We start from the raw sequence: 19,548 nt of genomic DNA, 5'->3' as shown, positions 1-19,548 counted from the left end.
CAATATGAGAATGAAATTGCTACCGTAGCCGCCATAAATAATTGTCGGTAAATAAGCAGTCGCAATGAAAAAAGGTGTTGCAGGTATCAATGGCTATGAGGGCCCGGCAGGAGGCTGGGGCGCAGTAAAAGCCGTCACCGCGTCGGTATTTTCGCAACGGGCTGTCGCCCGCGATATTATCGCCATGTTTAAGATGAACCAGGTCTCGGGCTTTGACTGCCCCGGCTGCGCATGGCCAGACCCCGGGCATCGCGCGCCGATGGAGCTGTGCGAAAACGGCGTCAAGGCCGTCTCATGGGAAACCACCAGCAAAAAAGCCTCACCTGAATTTTTTAGTCGCCATCCGGTTTCCACGCTGTGGCACTACAGCGATTACGAGCTGGAAAACGTGGGTCGTTTAACCCATCCCATGAAGTATGACGCCGCAACGGACCGCTGGCAGGCGGTAGAGTGGGATGTCGCCTTTCGGGAAATCGGCGAACGCCTGCGCAGCTACGATTCCCCGGAACAGGTAGAGTTTTATACCTCCGGGCGTACCTCCAATGAAGCGGCCTTCCTGTACCAGCTTTTCGCACGCGAATACGGCAGCAATAACTTCCCGGACTGTTCCAACATGTGCCACGGGCCGACCAGCGTTGGTCTGACGCGCGCCATCGGCCTCGGCAAAGGGACGGTGGCGCTGGACGATTTCGAACGCTGCGATCTGGTTATTTGCATCGGGCACAACCCGGGCACTAACCATCCACGTATGCTGACCACGCTGCGGGAAGTGGCTAAACGCGGCGGGAAAATTATCTCCATCAATCCGCTTGCGGAGCGCGGGCTTGAGCGCTTTAGCTTCCCGCAAAGCCCGAAAGAGATGTTCTCCGGGCAGGCAACGACGCTGAGCAGCCGCTATTACCAGGTTAAAATGGGCGGCGATTCGGCGCTGCTCAAAGGGATCATGAAGGCCCTGATCGAGATGGATGAAGCCAGGATTTTGCTCGACCAGCCTTCGTGTCTCGATCACGCGTTTATCGCTGAACATACCGCCGGTTATTCGGCGCTGTATGAGGATTTACGCCAGTGCAAATGGGCCGAGCTGGAGAAGGAAAGCGGGCTGACGCACGGCCAGATGGAAGACCTGGCCGACAGCTATAGCAAATCCCGCGCGACCATCATCTGCTATGGGTTGGGGATCACCCAGCATAAAAACGGCACCGAAAACGTTCAGCAGCTGGTGAACCTGCTGCTGCTGAAGGGCAATATAGGCAAGTCCGGCGCGGGGATCTGCCCCCTGCGGGGCCACTCCAACGTGCAGGGCGATCGCTCGGTTGGGATTAACGAAGCCGCACCCGACGATTTTTTACAGCGCCTCGAAGATCGTTTTGCTATTAAGGTTTCGCGTCAGCATGGCCGTTCGAGCGTCGAGAGCATTCGCGCCATCGAACGCGGTGACGCCAGAGCGCTGATCTGTATGGGCGGTAATCTGGCGGTGGCGATGCCGGAACCGCAGCGCACCTTTGCCGCAATGAAAACGCTGGATATGCAGGTTCATATCGCCACCAAACTCAACCGATCGCACCTGCTGCTGGCGAAGCATAACTACCTGCTGCCCGCGCTGGGGAGAACCGAGCGGGATCTTCAGGCCACGGGCATTCAGTCCGTCACCGTCGAAGATGCGATGTCGATGGTTCATGCCTCCTGCGGCGGCCTGAAGCCGGCTTCACGCTGGCTGAAATCAGAGCCCGCGATTGTGGCGGAAATGGCGCGCGCCACGCTGCCCCACTCCCCGGTGAACTGGGAGGAGATGAGCGGTAACTATGCGCTGATCCGCGAGGCGATTGAAGCGGCGATCCCGGCGTTTGCCGGATACAACGCACGCATCGCTGAGCCCGGCGGCTTCCGAATGGATACCCCGGCTTCACGTCGGGAGTGGCATACGCCGAACGGCAAAGCGAACTTTGTGGTTGGGCGCCTTGCCGCCGTCGATCGCCTGCATCAGCCCTCTGATGCGCTGATCCTGGCAACGCTGCGCAGCCACGATCAGTACAACACCACGATCTATGGCATGGACGATCGCTACCGCGGGATCGCCGGTCGCCGGGACGTGGTCTTCCTGAGCGAGACGGAGGCCAGATCGCGCGGGCTGGTGCAGGGCGATGTGGTTAACGTGCAGGCGCTGGAGGATAACGGCCAGCCTGCCGAAGGGCGGGAAATGCGGGGTCTGACGGTGGTAATCTACAGCATGGCTGCCGGATCGATCGGCGCGTACCTGCCGGAGGCGAACGTGCTGCTGTCGCTGGATGCGGTTGACGCTGAAAGCCTGACGCCCGCCTACAAAAGCGTGCCGGTTGTCATCACCAGAGCGTAGAAAAACAAAACCCGCCAGAAGGCGGGTTTTTTATTGCGATACCGACATTAGTCGATGGTACGCAGCAGTTCGTTGATACCGACTTTGCCACGGGTTTTCGCATCCACTTTCTTCACGATAACCGCGCAGTACAGGCTGTATTTGCCATCTTTCGACGGCAGGTTGCCGGAAACCACCACGGAACCCGCTGGCACGCGACCGTAATGAACTTCACCGGTTTCGCGATCGTAAATGCGGGTGCTCTGGCCGATGTAAACGCCCATGGAGATCACGGAGCCTTCTTCCACGATCACGCCTTCAACCACTTCGGAGCGCGCGCCGATGAAGCAGTTGTCTTCGATGATGGTTGGGTTCGCCTGCAGTGGCTCCAGTACGCCGCCGATGCCGACGCCGCCGGACAGGTGAACGTTTTTACCGATCTGCGCGCAAGAGCCGACGGTTGCCCAGGTGTCCACCATGGTGCCTTCGTCAACGTAGGCGCCGATGTTCACGTAGGATGGCATCAGCACGGTGTTGCGTGCGATGAATGCGCCCTGGCGAACTGCCGCAGGCGGCACGACGCGGAAACCTTCTTTCTGGAAGCGCGCTTCGTCGTAGTCGGCGAATTTCATCGGCACTTTATCGAAGTAGCGGCTTTCTGCTCCGTCGATAACCTGGTTATCGTTAATGCGGAAAGAGAGCAGCACGGCTTTCTTCAGCCATTGATGAGTGACCCACTGACCGTCGATTTTTTCTGCCACGCGCAGCGCGCCGGAATCCAGCAGGGAAATAACCTGGTTTACCGCTTCACGCGTAACGGTATCCACATTTGCCGGGGTGATCTCGGCGCGACGCTCAAAAGCGGACTCAATAACGTTCTGTAACTGCTGCATTGTTTACTCTTTCCATTTCACTAAAAAACACGTCACCCTTTATCGTTTGGATTGAGGGCTGCTGTCAACCGTTGTTGCACTTCAAGCTGCAGGTCATTATTAAGGGCACGCCGGTCCGCCGTCGCGATTATAAATAAATCTTCTACTCGCTCGCCAATGGTTGTAATTCGGGCGCCATGAAGCGAAATTCCCAGATCGGCAAAAACCTGGCCGACGCGGGCAAGCAGTCCCGGCTGGTCGAGCGCGATCAGCTCCAGGAACGATTTACGGTCGGTATGGGTCGGCAGGAAATTGACCTCGGTATCGACGGTAAAGTGGCGCAATTTTGACGGCTGTCGACGCGGCTGCGGCGGCTGCCAGCTGTGCTGGGTGATCGCCTGCTCCAGACCAAAGCGTATTCCTTCATGCCTGTCCGACGACAGCGGGCTGCCGTCCGGCTCCAGCACGATAAAGGTGTCCATCGCCATGCCGTCGCGGGTGGTGAAAATCTGCGCGTCGTGAACGCTCAGGTTACGCCTGTCCAGCTCGGCGCAGACGGCGGCAAACAGATAGGCGCGATCCGGGCTCCAGATGAAGATCTCCGTCCCGCCGCGCGTGGCCTGGGGGCTGAGCAGGATCATCGGTTTCGATAAGTCATGCTTCAGCAGATGCCGGGCGTGCCAGGCGAGCTGGTTTGGGCTGTGGCGCACAAAGTAGTTGGCGCGACAGCGCGCCCAGATCTGATGCAGCGCCTCTTCGTCAATGTTATCCATCCGCAGCAGCGCCAGCGCCTGGAGCTGATGATGGCGCACGCGTTCGCGCATGTCCGGGGTATTTTGCATCCCGCGGCGCAGCTGTTTTTCGGTGGCGAAGTACAGCTCGCGCAGCAGGCTCTGCTTCCAGCTGTTCCACAGGGTTTCGTTGGTGGCGCAGATATCGGCAACCGTCAGGCAGACCAGATAGCGCAGGCGATTTTCCGTCTGCACCTCTTCGGCGAACTGCTTGATGACTTCCGGATCCTGAATATCGCGGCGCTGGGCGGTGACCGACATCAGCAGGTGGTGGCGGACCAGCCAGGCCACCAGCTGCGTTTCGCGCGAGTTCAGCCCGTGCAGCTCGGCAAATTTCAGGACGTCCTGAGCGCCCAGCACCGAGTGATCGCCCCCGCGGCCCTTGGCGATGTCGTGGAACAGGGCGGCAATCAGGATCAGCTCAGGATGGGCCAGACGCGGCCACAGCTCAACGCACAGCGGATGGCGGGAGCGCGTCTCTTCCTTCGCAAAGCTTTCCAGCTTGAGCATCACGCGGATGGTGTGCTCATCCACGGTGTAGGCATGGAAAAGATCGAACTGCATCTGGCCGACGATATGCGACCACTGCGGCATATAGGCCCACAGCACGCTGTGGCGGTGCATCGGCAGCAGGCCGCGGCTGACCGCACCCGGATGGCGCAGCATGCTCAGGAAAAGGGAGCGCGCTTCCGGGATGTAACACAAGGGCTGCTTCAGGTGGCGGCGCGCATGGCGCAGGTGGCGCAGGGTGGTGGAGTAGATCCCGGTGATGGTGCTGTTGCGCACCATGGTATAGAACATCCGCAGGATCGCCTCCGGCTCGCGGATGAACAGCGTTTCATCGCGCAGATCGATGAGCGTGCCGCGCAGCTGGAATTCGTCATCAATGGGACGCGGCTTTTCGTCCGCCGTCAGCGCCAGAATCGCTTCATCGAACAGCTGCAGCAGCATCTGGTTCAGCTCGGTGACGCGGCGGGTGACGCGGAAGAAATCCTTCATCATGTGCTCAACCGGCTCGTTGCCTTCACCCTGATAGTTCAGGCGCTGGGCAACGCTCAGCTGACGGTCAAACAGCAGGCGGTTGTCGTAGCGGGTCACTTCCAGATGCAGGGCGAAACGGATGCGCCACAGCAGGTGCAGGCATTCGTTAAGTTCGTTACGCTCGGCCTCGGTTAAGAAGCCGAAGCCGACCATTTCGTCCATCGAGGTGGCGCCAAAGTGGCGACGGGCGACCCACTGCAGGGTGTGGATGTCGCGCAGGCCGCCCGGGCTGCTTTTGATATCAGGCTCGAGGTTATAGCTGGTGCCGTGGTAGCGCTGGTGGCGCTGATTCTGTTCTTCGACCTTGGCGGCAAAGAATTTTTCTGACGGCCAGAAGCCGTCGCTGAAGATGTGCTTTTGCAGTTCCAGGAACAGCGCGACGTCGCCGATCAGCAGACGGGTTTCAATCAGGTTGGTGGCGACGGTCAGATCGGATAGCCCTTCCAGCAGACACTCTTCCAGGGTGCGCACGCTGTGGCCGACTTCCAGCTTCACGTCCCAGAGCAGGGTCAGCAGCTCGCCGATTTTCTGCGCCTGCTCGTCCGGCAGCTTTTTGCGGCTTAAGATCAGCAGGTCGATATCGGAAAGCGGGTGCAGCTCGCCGCGGCCATAGCCCCCGACGGCAACCAGCGCTACGTCGCTAATCTGCCCGAAGCCGTAGTCAATCCACAGGCGCTGCAGCAGCTGGTCGATAAATTCGGTGCGCGCTTCGATGAGCTGTTCGGCAGAAATACCCGCGTCAAACGCGCTTCCCAGCCAGCGCTGGAAGACGTCCATGTGCGCTTTGATGTCGGCACACTTTAGCTCGTGCGGCGGCCAGACGCCCGGGTTGTCGGGCTGGTCGGGGAGGGTGGGAAGAGCTGTGTTAGCATACTGTTCGGGTAAAAGATTACTCATCGTGCGCCACCCATAAGAAAAAGCTATCGCCATTAAAAAAGCCGGCATTTGCCGGCTCTTTTATCACTCAATGTTCGTCAGTATCGCCGGGATGGTGTCATCCTTGCGCAACGTCATAATTTCGCAGCCGTTGTCTGTTACCACAATAGTATGCTCATACTGCGCAGACAAGCTTCTGTCTTTGGTTTTCACCGTCCAGCCGTCTTTCATGGTGCGAATACGGTAATCGCCGGAGTTGACCATCGGCTCGATAGTGAAGGTCATGCCTTTCTGCAGCACCACGCCGCCGTCATCCGCATCGTAGTGCAGAACCTGCGGCTCTTCGTGGAAGACGCGGCCAATGCCGTGACCGCAGTATTCACGTACCACGGAGAAACCTTCCGCTTCCACAAACTTCTGGATAGCCGCGCCGATAGTGCGCAGGCGGATGCCCGGCTTAACCATCTTCAGCGCCAGATAGAGGCTCTCTTGCGTCACTTTGCACAGGCGCTCGCCCAGAATGGTTGGTTTGCCCACGATGAACATCTTAGAGGTGTCGCCGTGGTACTCATCTTTAATGACGGTCACGTCGATGTTCACGATGTCGCCATCTTTCAGCAGCTTTGCGTCGTCCGGAATACCGTGGCACACCACTTCATTAATAGAGATGCAGACGGACTTCGGGAAGCCGTGGTAGCCGAGGCAGGCGGAGACCGCGTGCTGCTCGTTGACGATGTAGTCATTACAGATACGATCCAGCTCGCCGGTGCTGACGCCCGGTTTGACGAACGGCTCGATCATTTCCAGCACTTCAGCGGCCAGACGACCGGCGACGCGCATCTTTTCAATTTCTTCAGGTGTCTTAATAGAGATAGCCATGTAATCTGTCCATCGGTGTCGAATTTTTCGACAATACTAGTCTGTGTTGTCAATGGTATCAGTCAGGCGCACCCCGTGCCAAATTGAGAATCATTAACAGCACACTCCGCCAACAACTGTTGGTTTCTGGTCGTGTTTTGTGGTATAAAGCGCGCCGGACTTCCGATCCATTTCAGATACACAGGCTGGACGGAAGCGACAAATCTCACTTTGTGTAACAACACACACGTATCGGCACATATTCCGGGGTGCCCTTTGGGGTCGGTAATATGGGATACGTGGAGGCATAACCCCAACTTTTAATATAGAGGTTTTAAACATGGCAACTGTTTCCATGCGCGACATGCTCAAGGCTGGTGTTCACTTTGGTCACCAGACCCGTTACTGGAACCCGAAAATGAAGCCTTTCATCTTCGGCGCGCGTAACAAAGTTCACATCATCAACCTTGAGAAAACTGTACCAATGTTCAACGAAGCCCTGGCTGAGCTGAACAAGATCTCTTCCCGTAAAGGTAAGATTCTGTTCGTTGGTACTAAGCGCGCTGCAAGCGAAGCTGTGAAAGATGCTGCTAACAGCTGCGACCAGTTCTTCGTGAACCATCGCTGGTTGGGCGGCATGCTGACCAACTGGAAAACCGTTCGTCAGTCAATCAAACGCCTGAAAGATCTGGAAACTCAGTCTCAGGACGGTACTTTCGACAAGCTGACCAAGAAAGAAGCGCTGATGCGCACTCGTGAACTGGACAAGCTGGAAAACAGCCTGGGCGGTATCAAAGATATGGGCGGCCTGCCAGACGCGCTGTTCGTAATCGATGCAGACCACGAGCACATCGCAATCAAAGAAGCTAACAACCTGGGTATCCCAGTATTCGCTATCGTTGATACCAACTCCGATCCAGACGGCGTTGACTTCGTTATCCCGGGTAACGACGATGCAATCCGTGCTGTTAGCCTGTACCTGAGCGCTGTAGCTGCTACCGTACGTGAAGGCCGTTCCCAGGATCTGGCTTCTCAGGCGGAAGAAAGCTTCGTAGAAGCTGAATAATAAGGTTTCACCCCTTATTAGTACCGTGTATGAATAGGGGCCAATTATCGGCCCCTTTTTTCAATTTATACTGTTTGGCTTATGGCCGGGCAGTTCACATCTCCCGAGGATTTAAGAATGGCTGAAATTACCGCATCCCTGGTAAAAGAGCTGCGCGAGCGTACTGGCGCAGGCATGATGGATTGCAAAAAAGCGCTGACTGAAGCGAACGGCGACATCGAGCTGGCAATCGAAAACATGCGTAAATCCGGTGCGATCAAAGCAGCTAAAAAAGCAGGCAACGTTGCTGCTGACGGCGTGATCATCACCAAAATCGACGGCACCTACGGCATCATTCTGGAAGTTAACTGCCAGACTGACTTCGTTGCTAAAGATGGTGGTTTCCAGGCATTTGCTAACAAAGTTCTGGACGCAGCTGTTGCGGGCAAAATCACTGACGTTGAAGTGCTGAAAGCACAGTTCGAAGAAGAACGTGTTGCGCTGGTTGCTAAAATCGGTGAGAACATCAACATCCGTCGCGTATCTTCCCTGGAAGGCGAAGTACTGGGTTCTTACCAGCACGGCGCACGTATCGGTGTTCTGGTTGCGGCTAAAGGCGCTGACGAAGAGCTGGTTAAACAGCTGGCAATGCACATCGCTGCAAGCAAGCCAGAATTCGTTAAGCCAGAAGACGTGTCTGCTGAAGTGGTAGAGAAAGAGTACCAGGTACAGCTGGACATCGCGATGCAGTCTGGTAAGCCAAAAGAGATCGCAGAGAAAATGGTTGAAGGCCGCATGAAGAAATTCACCGGCGAAGTTTCTCTGACTGGCCAGCCTTTCGTTATGGATCCAAGCAAGTCTGTTGCTCAGCTGCTGAAAGAGCACAACGCTGACGTAACTGGCTTCATCCGCTTCGAAGTGGGCGAAGGCATCGAGAAAGTTGAGACTGACTTCGCAGCAGAAGTTGCTGCAATGTCCAAGCAGTCTTAATGATTGAAAAGGAGCCGCCTGAGGGCGGCTTCTTTTTGTCACCCGTCATACGAAATCAGACAGGCTCCTGTATCGCTGTGCTGATTTGCGACATATCATGTCGCCAGAATTAACCCCCATCTTAATCGTTGACAGTCTCAGGAAAGAAACATGGCTACCAATGCAAAACCCGTGTACAAACGCATTCTGCTTAAGCTGAGTGGCGAAGCGCTGCAGGGATCGGAAGGCTTCGGTATTGACGCAAGCATCCTTGATCGCATGGCACAGGAAATCAAAGAACTGGTCGAACTGGGTATTCAGGTTGGCGTAGTTATTGGCGGCGGCAACCTTTTCCGTGGTGCTGGTCTGGCGAAAGCGGGGATGAACCGCGTTGTGGGCGACCACATGGGGATGCTGGCCACCGTGATGAACGGCCTGGCAATGCGTGATGCGCTGCACCGTGCCTATGTGAACGCGCGCCTGATGTCCGCTATTCCTCTGAATGGCGTGTGCGACAACTACAGCTGGGCAGAAGCAATCAGCCTGCTGCGTAACAACCGCGTGGTGATCCTCTCCGCCGGTACGGGTAACCCGTTCTTTACCACCGATTCCGCTGCCTGCCTGCGCGGTATCGAGATCGAAGCCGATGTGGTTCTGAAAGCGACCAAAGTGGACGGCGTGTTTACTGCCGATCCGGCAAAAGATCCTTCAGCCACCATGTACGATCAGCTGAGCTACGGCGAAGTGCTGGATAAAGAGCTGAAAGTCATGGATCTTGCCGCCTTCACGCTGGCTCGCGACCACAAACTGCCGATCCGTGTCTTCAATATGAACAAGCCAGGCGCACTGCGTCGCGTGGTCATGGGTGAAAAAGAAGGCACTTTGATCACGGAATAATTTCCGTCGACGATAAATACAGGTAAGATTCCGCTTTACTTTGTAGTGGTATCTTACCTGGACGCGCCTTTGGCGCTGTCATGAATTAAACGCGACTATACTTAGCACACCTGTAGCGCTGTGCTGGCGGATAGTCTGCCTGAGACAAGTTTTCAAGGATTCGTAACGTGATTAACGACATCAGAAAAGATGCTGAAGTACGCATGGAAAAATGCGTTGAAGCGTTCAAAACCCAAATCAGCAAAATTCGTACTGGCCGCGCTTCCCCAAGCCTGCTGGATGGCATCATCGTAGAGTACTACGGCACGCCAACTCCGCTGCGTCAGCTGGCGAGCGTTACCGTAGAAGATACCCGTACGCTGAAAATCAACGTATTCGATCGTTCTATGAGCCCGGCTGTTGAGAAAGCGATCATGGCTTCTGACCTGGGCCTGAACCCAAGCTCTGCGGGCGCTGACATTCGCGTTCCGCTGCCTGCGCTGACCGAAGAGCGTCGTAAAGACCTGATCAAAGTGGTGCGTGGCGAAGCTGAGCAAGGTCGTGTTTCCGTACGTAACGTGCGCCGCGACGCGAACGACAAAGTAAAAGCACTGCTGAAAGAAAAAGAGATCAGTGAAGATGATGACCGTCGTTCCCAGGACGACGTGCAGAAGATGACTGACGCGGCAATCAAGAAAATTGATGCGGCGCTGGCAGATAAAGAAGCGGAACTGATGCAGTTCTGATTTCTGTCGTACACTGATAAACGCCGTTCAGAGAGACGTTATGTCTTGCTGGCGGCGTTTTGCTTTTAGCTGATCTAACTTTTCGGGCATCTCATGAAGCATTTAACTCTCCTCGGCTCAACGGGTTCAATCGGTTGCAGCACTCTCGACGTAGTTCGCCATAATCCTGAACGCTATACCGTGACGGCGCTGGTAGCCGGTAAGAACGTGCAGCGCATGGTCGAGCAGTGTCTGGAGTTTACGCCCCGCTATGCGGTGATGGATGACGAAGAGAGCGCCCGTCAGGTGAAAGCGCTGCTGCAGGAATCGGGCAGCCGCACCGAGGTGCTCAGCGGCCAGCAGGCGGCCTGCGACATGGCGGCGCTGGATGAGGTTGATCAGGTGATGGCGGCAATCGTCGGGGCGGCAGGGCTTCTGCCGACGCTTGCCGCTATTGATGCCGGTAAGGATGTGCTGTTGGCGAATAAAGAGTCGCTCGTGACCTGCGGGCGCCTGTTTATGGAGGCGGTTAAGCAGCGAGGGGCGCGTCTTTTGCCAGTCGACAGCGAACACAACGCCATTTTTCAGAGTTTGCCGCAACCTTTTCAACAGAACCTGGGGTACGCTGACCTGGAGCAGAATGGTGTCGTGTCGATTCTGCTTACCGGGTCTGGTGGCCCGTTCCGCGAAACGCCACTGTCTGAACTGAGCGCAATGACGCCAGACCAGGCGTGCCGTCATCCGAACTGGTCGATGGGACGTAAGATTTCCGTTGATTCTGCCACCATGATGAACAAAGGTCTGGAATACATTGAAGCACGCTGGCTGTTCAATGCATCAGCGAAGCAGATGGAAGTGCTGATCCACCCGCAGTCGGTGATTCACTCTATGGTGCGCTATCAGGATGGCAGCGTACTGGCGCAGCTGGGCGAACCGGATATGCGTACGCCAATTGCACACTCAATGGCGTGGCCAAACCGTGTGCAATCCGGAGTGAAACCACTCGATTTTTGCAAGCTGAGTTCATTGACGTTTAGCGAGCCTGACTACGACCGCTATCCGTGTCTGAAGCTTGCAATGAATGCCTTCGATCAAGGGCAGGCGGCAACCACAGCACTCAATGCAGCTAATGAGATAACCGTAGAGGCATTTCTGAATCAGCGGATTCGTTTTACCGATATTGCGACAATGAATTTGTCGGTACTCGAGATGATGGATTTGCGTGAACCACAGAGCGTGGAAGAGGTGCTGGCGGTGGATCAACAGGCTCGCAGTATTGCGCGTAAGCAGGTGACACATCTCGCAAGCTGGTGATAAAGCAAGCACTAGTGGTTGTGCTATTTGTTAGCGTAGGGCTTCGGTGATATAGTCTGCGCCACCTGATCGCAGGTATTTGACTTTACGTGGTCAGGTAAGCCGTGGTTTGACACGGCTTTTTTATGTATAGGCTTCAGTATTCCTGAGTACCGTTAAATCCTTTTCAGGGACAAAAAACGCGTTATGTTGTCTGCGAATCAACCAATAAGCGAAAACTTGCCAGCGCATGGCTGTCGTCATGTAGCAATCATCATGGATGGCAACGGCCGCTGGGCGAAAAGACAAGGGAAGATACGAGCCTTTGGGCATAAAGCGGGGGCGAAGTCCGTTCGCCGCGCCGTTTCTTTTGCCGCCAATAACGGCATTGATGCGTTAACGCTCTATGCTTTTAGCAGTGAAAACTGGAATCGACCACCGCAGGAAGTGACTGCGTTGATGGAACTGTTTGTGTGGGCGCTCGACAGCGAAGTAAAAAGCCTGCACCGCCACAATGTCCGCCTGCGTATCATTGGCGAAACCAGTCGTTTCAACTCACGTTTGCAGGAACGGATTCGCAAAGCAGAAGCGCTGACCGAAAATAATACCGGTCTGACGCTCAATATCGCGGCGAATTACGGTGGACGTTGGGATATTATCCAGGGCGTTCGGCATCTGGCCGAGCAGGTTCAGGAAGGGCTGTTGAGACCCGACCAAATTGATGAAGAGGCGCTGAGTCAGCAAATCTGCATGAATGAACTGGCACCTGTGGATTTGGTAATTAGGACAGGGGGAGAACACCGCATAAGTAACTTTTTGCTTTGGCAAATCGCCTATGCCGAACTTTACTTTACTGATGTTCTTTGGCCCGATTTTGATGAACAAGACTTTGAAGGTGCGCTGCATGCCTTTGCCAATCGAGAGCGTCGTTTCGGCGGCACCGAGCCTGGTGGCGACAAAGCCTGATGGGGGTAGCTTTTGCTGAAGTATCGCCTGATTTCCGCTTTTGTATTAATACCCATTGTCATTGCGGCGCTGTTTTTACTGCCTCCAGTGGGATTCGCTATTGTCACGCTGGTGGTGTGTATGCTCGCCGCGTGGGAATGGGGACAATTTAGCGGTTTTACCTCCCGCACGCAGCGCGTTTGGCTGGCGGTGCTCTGTGGCTTCATATTGGCCCTGATGTTGTTTACCTTGCCTGAATATCACCACGATATTCATCAGCCGCTGGTGGCGGGGTCCCTGTGGATATCGTTGGTTTGGTGGATTGCTGCTCTCGTGCTGGTGCTTTTTTATCCAGGATCTGCGGCGCTATGGCGTAATTCTAAAGTGCTGCGCCTTATTTTTGGCCTGCTCACAATTATTCCTTTTTTCTGGGGTATGGTCGCACTGCGCGCCTGGCACTATGACGAAAACCATTACAGCGGCGCGCTTTGGCTACTTTATGTGATGATTCTTGTCTGGGGGGCTGACTCTGGTGCCTATATGTTTGGTAAACTGTTCGGCAAGCATAAATTGGCGCCGAAAGTTTCTCCGGGCAAAACCTGGCAAGGATTCATCGGCGGCTTGTTTACAGCAGCGATTATCTCCTGGGGCTACGGCGTCTGGGCGAATCTGGAAGTGGCTCCATCCACGCTGCTGGTATGCTCAATTTTTGCTGCTCTGGCTTCGGTACTCGGTGATTTAACCGAAAGTATGTTTAAGCGCGAAGCCGGAATTAAGGACAGTGGTCATCTGATTCCAGGTCATGGCGGGATACTGGATCGCATTGACAGCCTGACAGCGGCTGTTCCTGTGTTTGCTTGCCTGCTTTTACTGGTATTCGGGACGATTTAACGGAAGGTTTTATGCTGAGCATTCTCTGGAATCTGGCGGCGTTCGTAGTTGCACTGGGTGTACTGATTACCGTGCATGAATTTGGCCATTTCTGGGTTGCTCGCCGCTGTGGCGTGCGCGTGGAGCGATTTTCCATCGGCTTTGGTAAATCGCTCTGGAAGCGCACCGATCGCCACGGCACTGAGTTTGTCATTGCCCTTATCCCGTTGGGCGGCTATGTCAAAATGCTCGACGAACGCGTCGAGCCTGTCGCCCCAGAACTCCGACACAGCGCGTTTAACAACAAAACCGTTGGACAACGTGCTGCCATCATCGCTGCTGGTCCGGTAGCCAATTTCATCTTCGCTATCTTCGCCTACTGGCTGGTGTTTATCATCGGTGTCCCTGGCGTGCGCCCGGTTGTCGGCGAAATTACCTCCGGTTCCATCGCGGCCAGTGCGCAAATTACGCCGGGAATGGAACTTAAAGCGATTGATGGCATCGAAACCCCTGATTGGGATGCCGTGCGATTGCAGCTGGTGGCGAAAATTGGCGATGAGCAGACGACCGTCAGCGTATCGCCTTTTGGATCTGACCAGCGGCAGGAAAAAGTGCTGGATTTACGCCACTGGCGTTTCGAGCCAGACAAAGAAGATCCCGTCTCCGCTCTGGGCATTCGGCCACGCGGCGCGCAGATTGAGCCGGTCCTGGCTGAAGTACAGGCCAATTCGGCAGCGAGCAAAGCGGGTTTGCAAGCGGGCGACAGGATCGTTAAAGTCGATGGTCAACCATTAACACAGTGGATGACCTTTGTTACTCTGGTGCGCGATAATCCTGGCACTTCGCTTGCGCTGGAAGTGGAAAGGCAGGGGAGTCCACTTTCGTTAACGCTGATCCCGGATAGCAAATCGGGTGGCAAAAAGGCAGAAGGGTTCGCCGGCGTCGTGCCGAAAGTGATCCCGCTGCCAGATGAGTACAAGACAATACGCCAGTATGGGCCGTTTAGCGCCATCCTTGAAGCCACGGATAAAACATGGCAACTGATGAAGCTTACGGTCAACATGTTGGGGAAATTGATAACCGGTGATGTGAAACTGAACAACCTCAGTGGGCCAATTTCAATTGCCCAAGGGGCTGGGATGTCAGCGGAATTCGGGGTGATTTACTATCTCATGTTCCTTGCGCTCATTAGCGTGAACCTGGGGATAATCAACCTCTTCCCGCTTCCCGTTTTAGACGGGGGGCATCTGCTGTTTTTAGCGATTGAAAAGCTAAAAGGCGGACCGGTATCCGAGCGAGTTCAAGACTTTAGTTATCGCATTGGCTCGATTTTGCTGGTGCTGTTAATGGGGCTTGCACTTTTCAATGATTTCTCTCGGTTGTAAGAGAGTTAGTTAGGAAGAACGCATAATAACGATGGCGATGAAAAAGTTGCTCATAGCGTCGCTGCTGTTTAGCAGCGCCACCGTATACGGTGCTGACGGGTTCGTAGTGAAAGATATTCATTTCGAAGGCCTTCAGCGTGTCGCCGTTGGTGCGGCCCTCCTCAGTATGCCTGTGCGCCCCGGCGATACGGTTAATGATGATGACATCAGTAACACCATCCGTGCTCTGTTTGCCACTGGCAACTTTGAGGACGTTCGCGTGCTGCGCGATGGTGATACGTTACTGGTCCAGGTAAAAGAACGTCCAACGATTGCCAGTATCACTTTCTCCGGTAACAAGTCGGTGAAAGATGACATGCTCAAGCAAAACCTTGAAGCATCTGGCGTTCGCGTGGGTGAATCCCTGGATCGCACAACCCTTTCAGACATTGAAAAAGGTCTGGAAGACTTCTACTACAGCGTCGGTAAGTACAGCGCCAGCGTGAAGGCGGTTGTTACTCCGCTGCCGCGTAACCGTGTTGACCTTAAGCTGGTCTTCCAGGAAGGTGTTTCTGCGAAGATCCAACAGATCAACATCGTGGGTAACCACGCGTTCAGCACCGATGAACTGATCTCTACCTTCCAGCTGCGCGACGAAGTGCCGTGGTGGAACGTTGTCGGCGATCGTAAATACCAGAAACAGAAGCTGGCGGGCGATCTTGAAACCCTGCGCAGCTACTATCTGGACCGCGGTTATGCTCGATTCAACATCGACTCGACTCAGGTCAGTCTGACTCCGGACAAGAAAGGGATCTACATTACGATTAACATCACGGAAGGCGATCAGTACAAGCTTTCGGGTGTTGAAGTGAGTGGAAACCTGGCGGGGCATTCTGCAGAAATCGAATCGCTGACCAAAATTCAGCCGGGCGATCTGTATAGCGGTTCTAAAGTTACCAAAATGGAAGACAGCATTAAGAAGCTGCTTGGCCGTTATGGTTACGCTTATCCGCGCGTTCAGACTCAGCCTGAAATCAACGACGCGGATAAAACCGTTAAGCTTCACGTCAACGTTGACGCGGGTAACCGTTTCTACGTGCGTAAGATCCGCTTTGAAGGTAACGACACCTCTAAAGATTCCGTTCTGCGTCGCGAAATGCGCCAGATGGAAGGGGCGTGGTTGGGCAGCGACCTGGTAGACCAGGGTAAAGAGCGCCTGAACCGTCTGGGTTACTTCGAAACCGTTGATACCGATACTCAGCGCGTGCCGGGTAGACCGGACCAGGTTGACGTCGTCTATAAGGTTAAAGAGCGTAACACCGGTAGCTTCAACTTCGGCGTGGGCTACGGTACTGAAAGTGGCGTGAGCTTCCAGGTCGGCGTTCAGCAGGATAACTGGCTGGGTACGGGATACTCTGTAGGGATTAACGGTACTAAGAACGACTACCAGACCTACTCTGAGTTCTCTGTGACTAACCCATACTTCACCGTTGACGGTGTAAGCCTGGGCGGTCGTATCTTCTATAACGACTTTAAAGCAGACGACGCGGATCTGTCCTCCTATACCAACAAAAGTTATGGTGTAGACGGAACGCTTGGCTTCCCGATCAACGAATACAACACCCTGCGTGCAGGTTTGGGCTACGTGCATAACGACCTGTCTAACATGCAACCGCAGGTGGCGATGTGGCGTTATCTGGACTCCATCGGCCAGTCAACCAGCAAAAGCGGTGATAACAACGGATTTGCGGCGGATGACTTCACCTTCAACTACGGCTGGACGTATAACCGCCTTGACCGTGGTTACTTCCCAACGGAAGGTTCTCGCGTCAACCTGAACGGTAAAGTGACCGTACCGGGTTCTGATAACGAGTTCTACAAGGTGACGCTGGATACCGCGTCCTACTTCCCAATTGATGACGACCATAAATGGGTTGTTCTGGGTCGCACCCGTTGGGGCTATGGCGATGGTTTAGGTGGCAAAGAACTGCCGTTCTATGAAAACTTCTACGCCGGTGGTTCAAGCACCGTGCGTGGCTTCCAGTCCAACAACATTGGTCCGAAAGCAGCGTATTACGGCGGGAACGACTCGGATAACTGCGACAAACCAGCGAAAGATGGCGCGGGCAATGCCAACGTCTGTAGCTCAGATGATGCAGTAGGCGGTAACGCCATGGGTGTTGCCAGCCTGGAGTTCATCACGCCTACGCCGTTTATCAGCGACAAGTATGCGAACTCTGTGCGTACCTCGTTCTTCGTGGATGCGGGTACCGTTTGGGATACCAACTGGGAGAATACTGCCCAGACGCGCGCGGCAGGTATTCCAGACTACAGCGATCCGAGCAATATTCGCATGTCTGCGGGTATCGCATTACAATGGATGTCACCGCTGGGGCCGTTGGTCTTCTCCTACGCCCAGCCGTTTAAGAAATACGATGGAGACAAAGCGGAGCAATTCCAGTTTAACATTGGTAAAACCTGGTAATAATCCGCAGCAATGGAATGCGTTGGCAGTGTAGCGCTGACAACCGGCGATCGGTCAAACGGTCGCCTTGCCACGCAAAGAACGGCACCTCCGGGTGCCAATGGGATGGTAAGGAGTTAATTGTGAAAAAGTGGTTATTAGCTGCAGGTCTCGGTTTAGCGATGGCAACCTCTGCTCAGGCAGCAGACAAAATTGCAATCGTCAACATGGGTAATTTGTTCCAGCAGGTTGCACAGAAAACAGGTGTTTCTGCGACTCTGGAAAACGAATTCAAAGGCCGTGCTGGCGAACTGCAACGTATGGAAGGCGATCTTCAGTCTAAAATGCAGCGTCTGCAGCGTGATGGTTCTACCATGAAAGCGAGCGATCGTAGCAAACTGGAAAAAGACGTTATGGCTCAGCGCCAGACCTTCTCCCAGAAAGCACAGGCGTTTGAGCAGGATCGTCAGCGTCGTTCTAACGAAGAGCGCGGCAAGCTGGTGACTCGCATTCAGTCTGCTGTTAAAGCAGTTGCTGCCGATCAGAGCATCGATCTGGTTGTTGATGCGAACGCCGTGGCTTTCAACAGCAGCGATGTTAAAGACATCACCGCTGATGTTCTGAAACAGGTTAAATAAGTAATGCCTTCAATTCGACTGGCTGATTTAGCTCAGCAGTTGGATGCAGAATTACACGGTGATGGCGATATCGTCATCACCGCTGTTGCGTCCATGCAATCGGCTAAAGCTGGCAACATTACCTTCATGGTAAGCTCTAAGTACCGTGAACATCTGGCTCAATGCCAGGCGTCAGCTGTTGTTCTGACGCAGGACGATCTTCCGTTTGCCGCAAGCGCTGCATTGGTAGTGAAAAATCCCTACCTGACGTATGCACGTATGGCTCAAATTCTTGATACCACGCCGCAACCGGCGCAGAACATTGCTGCCAGCGCAGCAATCGATGCGACGGCGACGCTGGGTAGTAACGTAGCGATCGGCGCTAACGCCGTTATCGAGTCCGGCGTTGTTCTGGGCGATAACGTTGTCATTGGCCCGGGCTGCTTCGTTGGCAAAAATACCAAAATCGGTGCGGGCACCCGTTTATGGGCTAACGTCTCCGTTTACCATGAAGTCGACATCGGCGAAAATTGCCTCATTCAGTCCAGCACAGTGATTGGTTCGGACGGTTTTGGCTACGCTAACGATCGTGGTAACTGGGTGAAGATCCCGCAGCTTGGTCGCGTGATTATTGGCGATCGTGTCGAGATCGGCGCCTGTACCACGATTGACCGTGGTGCGCTTGACGATACCGTGATCGGCAATGGTGTTATCATTGATAATCAGTGCCAGATTGCACATAACGTTGTGATTGGCGACAATACCGCGGTTGCGGGGGGCGTGATCATGGCTGGTAGCCTGAAAATTGGCCGCTACTGCATGATTGGTGGTGCCAGCGTGATCAATGGCCATATGGAAATATGCGACAAAGTGACGGTGACAGGTATGGGCATGGTAATGCGTCCTATCACTGAACCAGGCGTCTATTCCTCTGGTATTCCGCTGCAACCGAACAAGGTATGGCGTAAAACAGCTGCTCTGGTGATGAATATTGATGATATGAGCAAGCGCCTCAAAGCGATTGAGCGCAAGATCGATCAACAAGACTAAGCGTTCATCCGTTTTAACGCTAATTTTCCCGGCCTGTCGGCTTTTTTATAAACCGGCAGGCCGTGTTATTATTGCTACTTAGTACATTAGACAGGAAGAGTATTTTGACTACTGACACTCATACTCTGCATATTGAAGAGATTTTAGAACTTCTGCCGCATCGCTACCCGTTCTTACTGGTAGATCGTGTGCTGGATTTTGAAGAAGGTCGTTTTCTGCGCGCAGTGAAAAATGTCTCCGTTAACGAGCCGTTCTTCCAGGGACACTTCCCTGGTAAGCCAATCTTCCCGGGTGTGTTGATCCTGGAAGCGATGGCTCAAGCTACCGGTATTCTGGCGTTTAAAAGCGTTGGTAAACTGGAGCCGGGTGAACTGTATTACTTCGCAGGTATTGATGAAGCACGCTTTAAGCGCCCAGTCGTACCTGGTGATCAGATGATCATGGAAGTCACTTTTGAAAAAACGCGTCGTGGCCTGACTCGCTTCAAAGGCGTAGCGCTGGTTGACGGCAAAGTTGTTTGCGAAGCGACGATGATGTGTGCTCGTAGCCGGGAGTCCTGA

General features: G+C 54.3%; 16 protein-coding genes. 13 read left to right on the top strand and 3 right to left on the bottom strand.

Annotated features, from left to right (window positions below; genetic code table 11):
* Window positions 1-64: 64 nt before the first annotated feature.
* Window positions 65-2,353, top strand: a complete 2,289-nt coding sequence (locus E0L20_RS10295) for an FdhF/YdeP family oxidoreductase (RefSeq protein WP_131633882.1) — start codon at window positions 65-67, stop codon at window positions 2,351-2,353.
* A 47-nt stretch (window positions 2,354-2,400) separates the two neighbouring features.
* Here E0L20_RS10295 and dapD read toward each other — a convergent pair whose 3' ends face one another.
* From dapD to map, 3 genes are all read right to left on the bottom strand, one after another.
* The gene (dapD, locus tag E0L20_RS10290) at window positions 2,401-3,225 is read right to left on the bottom strand and encodes a 2,3,4,5-tetrahydropyridine-2,6-dicarboxylate N-succinyltransferase (protein WP_008501915.1); all 825 of its coding nucleotides are present in this window, start codon (window positions 3,223-3,225) and stop codon (window positions 2,401-2,403) included.
* A gap of 32 nt (window positions 3,226-3,257) precedes the next feature.
* The gene (glnD, locus tag E0L20_RS10285; RefSeq protein WP_131633881.1) at window positions 3,258-5,933 is read right to left on the bottom strand and encodes a bifunctional uridylyltransferase/uridylyl-removing protein GlnD; all 2,676 of its coding nucleotides are present in this window, start codon (window positions 5,931-5,933) and stop codon (window positions 3,258-3,260) included.
* Between the two features lie 63 nt (window positions 5,934-5,996).
* Window positions 5,997-6,791 carry a type I methionyl aminopeptidase gene (gene map, locus E0L20_RS10280; RefSeq protein ID WP_010426734.1) on the bottom strand — a complete coding sequence of 265 codons (795 nt, stop codon included), beginning with the start codon at window positions 6,789-6,791 and terminating at the stop codon, window positions 5,997-5,999.
* 319 nt (window positions 6,792-7,110) lie between these two features.
* Between map and rpsB the strand changes: the two genes are divergently transcribed.
* From rpsB to fabZ, 12 genes are all read left to right on the top strand, one after another.
* A complete protein-coding gene (rpsB, locus tag E0L20_RS10275) occupies window positions 7,111-7,836 on the top strand; it encodes a 30S ribosomal protein S2 (protein ID WP_003856207.1) in 726 nt (241 codons plus the stop codon).
* 117 nt (window positions 7,837-7,953) lie between these two features.
* Entirely contained in the window at window positions 7,954-8,805 is an 852-nt protein-coding gene (gene tsf / locus E0L20_RS10270) for a translation elongation factor Ts (RefSeq protein WP_028015579.1), read from the top strand.
* Between the two features lie 150 nt (window positions 8,806-8,955).
* The gene (pyrH, locus tag E0L20_RS10265) at window positions 8,956-9,681 is read left to right on the top strand and encodes a UMP kinase (protein WP_131633880.1); all 726 of its coding nucleotides are present in this window, start codon (window positions 8,956-8,958) and stop codon (window positions 9,679-9,681) included.
* 167 nt (window positions 9,682-9,848) lie between these two features.
* Window positions 9,849-10,406 carry a ribosome recycling factor gene (gene frr / locus E0L20_RS10260; protein ID WP_131633879.1) on the top strand — a complete coding sequence of 186 codons (558 nt, stop codon included), beginning with the start codon at window positions 9,849-9,851 and terminating at the stop codon, window positions 10,404-10,406.
* Window positions 10,407-10,499: 93 nt separating this feature from the next.
* Window positions 10,500-11,699, top strand: a complete 1,200-nt coding sequence (gene ispC, locus E0L20_RS10255; protein WP_131633878.1) for a 1-deoxy-D-xylulose-5-phosphate reductoisomerase — start codon at window positions 10,500-10,502, stop codon at window positions 11,697-11,699.
* A 186-nt stretch (window positions 11,700-11,885) separates the two neighbouring features.
* Window positions 11,886-12,644, top strand: a complete 759-nt coding sequence (gene ispU, locus E0L20_RS10250) for a (2E,6E)-farnesyl-diphosphate-specific ditrans,polycis-undecaprenyl-diphosphate synthase (RefSeq protein ID WP_131633877.1) — start codon at window positions 11,886-11,888, stop codon at window positions 12,642-12,644.
* Window positions 12,645-12,656: 12 nt separating this feature from the next.
* On the top strand, window positions 12,657-13,514 hold the full coding sequence (cdsA, locus tag E0L20_RS10245) for a phosphatidate cytidylyltransferase (RefSeq protein ID WP_131633876.1): 858 nt from the start codon (window positions 12,657-12,659) through the stop codon (window positions 13,512-13,514).
* Window positions 13,515-13,525: 11 nt separating this feature from the next.
* On the top strand, window positions 13,526-14,878 hold the full coding sequence (rseP, locus tag E0L20_RS10240) for a sigma E protease regulator RseP (protein WP_131633875.1): 1,353 nt from the start codon (window positions 13,526-13,528) through the stop codon (window positions 14,876-14,878).
* A 31-nt stretch (window positions 14,879-14,909) separates the two neighbouring features.
* Window positions 14,910-17,342: an outer membrane protein assembly factor BamA gene (gene bamA / locus E0L20_RS10235; RefSeq protein ID WP_131633874.1), complete on the top strand. Its 2,433-nt coding sequence runs from the start codon at window positions 14,910-14,912 to the stop codon at window positions 17,340-17,342.
* A 122-nt stretch (window positions 17,343-17,464) separates the two neighbouring features.
* On the top strand, window positions 17,465-17,959 hold the full coding sequence (gene skp, locus E0L20_RS10230; RefSeq protein WP_131633873.1) for a molecular chaperone Skp: 495 nt from the start codon (window positions 17,465-17,467) through the stop codon (window positions 17,957-17,959).
* Between the two features lie 3 nt (window positions 17,960-17,962).
* Window positions 17,963-18,988: a UDP-3-O-(3-hydroxymyristoyl)glucosamine N-acyltransferase gene (lpxD, locus tag E0L20_RS10225; RefSeq protein ID WP_131633872.1), complete on the top strand. Its 1,026-nt coding sequence runs from the start codon at window positions 17,963-17,965 to the stop codon at window positions 18,986-18,988.
* 104 nt (window positions 18,989-19,092) lie between these two features.
* Entirely contained in the window at window positions 19,093-19,548 is a 456-nt protein-coding gene (gene fabZ, locus E0L20_RS10220; RefSeq protein WP_010426706.1) for a 3-hydroxyacyl-ACP dehydratase FabZ, read from the top strand.

The organism is Enterobacter wuhouensis, assembly GCF_004331265.1.
Lineage (GTDB): Bacteria > Pseudomonadota > Gammaproteobacteria > Enterobacterales > Enterobacteriaceae > Enterobacter > Enterobacter wuhouensis.
The sequence above is the reverse complement of the archived record's forward strand: the minus strand, read 5'-3'. Positions and strand labels throughout refer to the sequence as shown.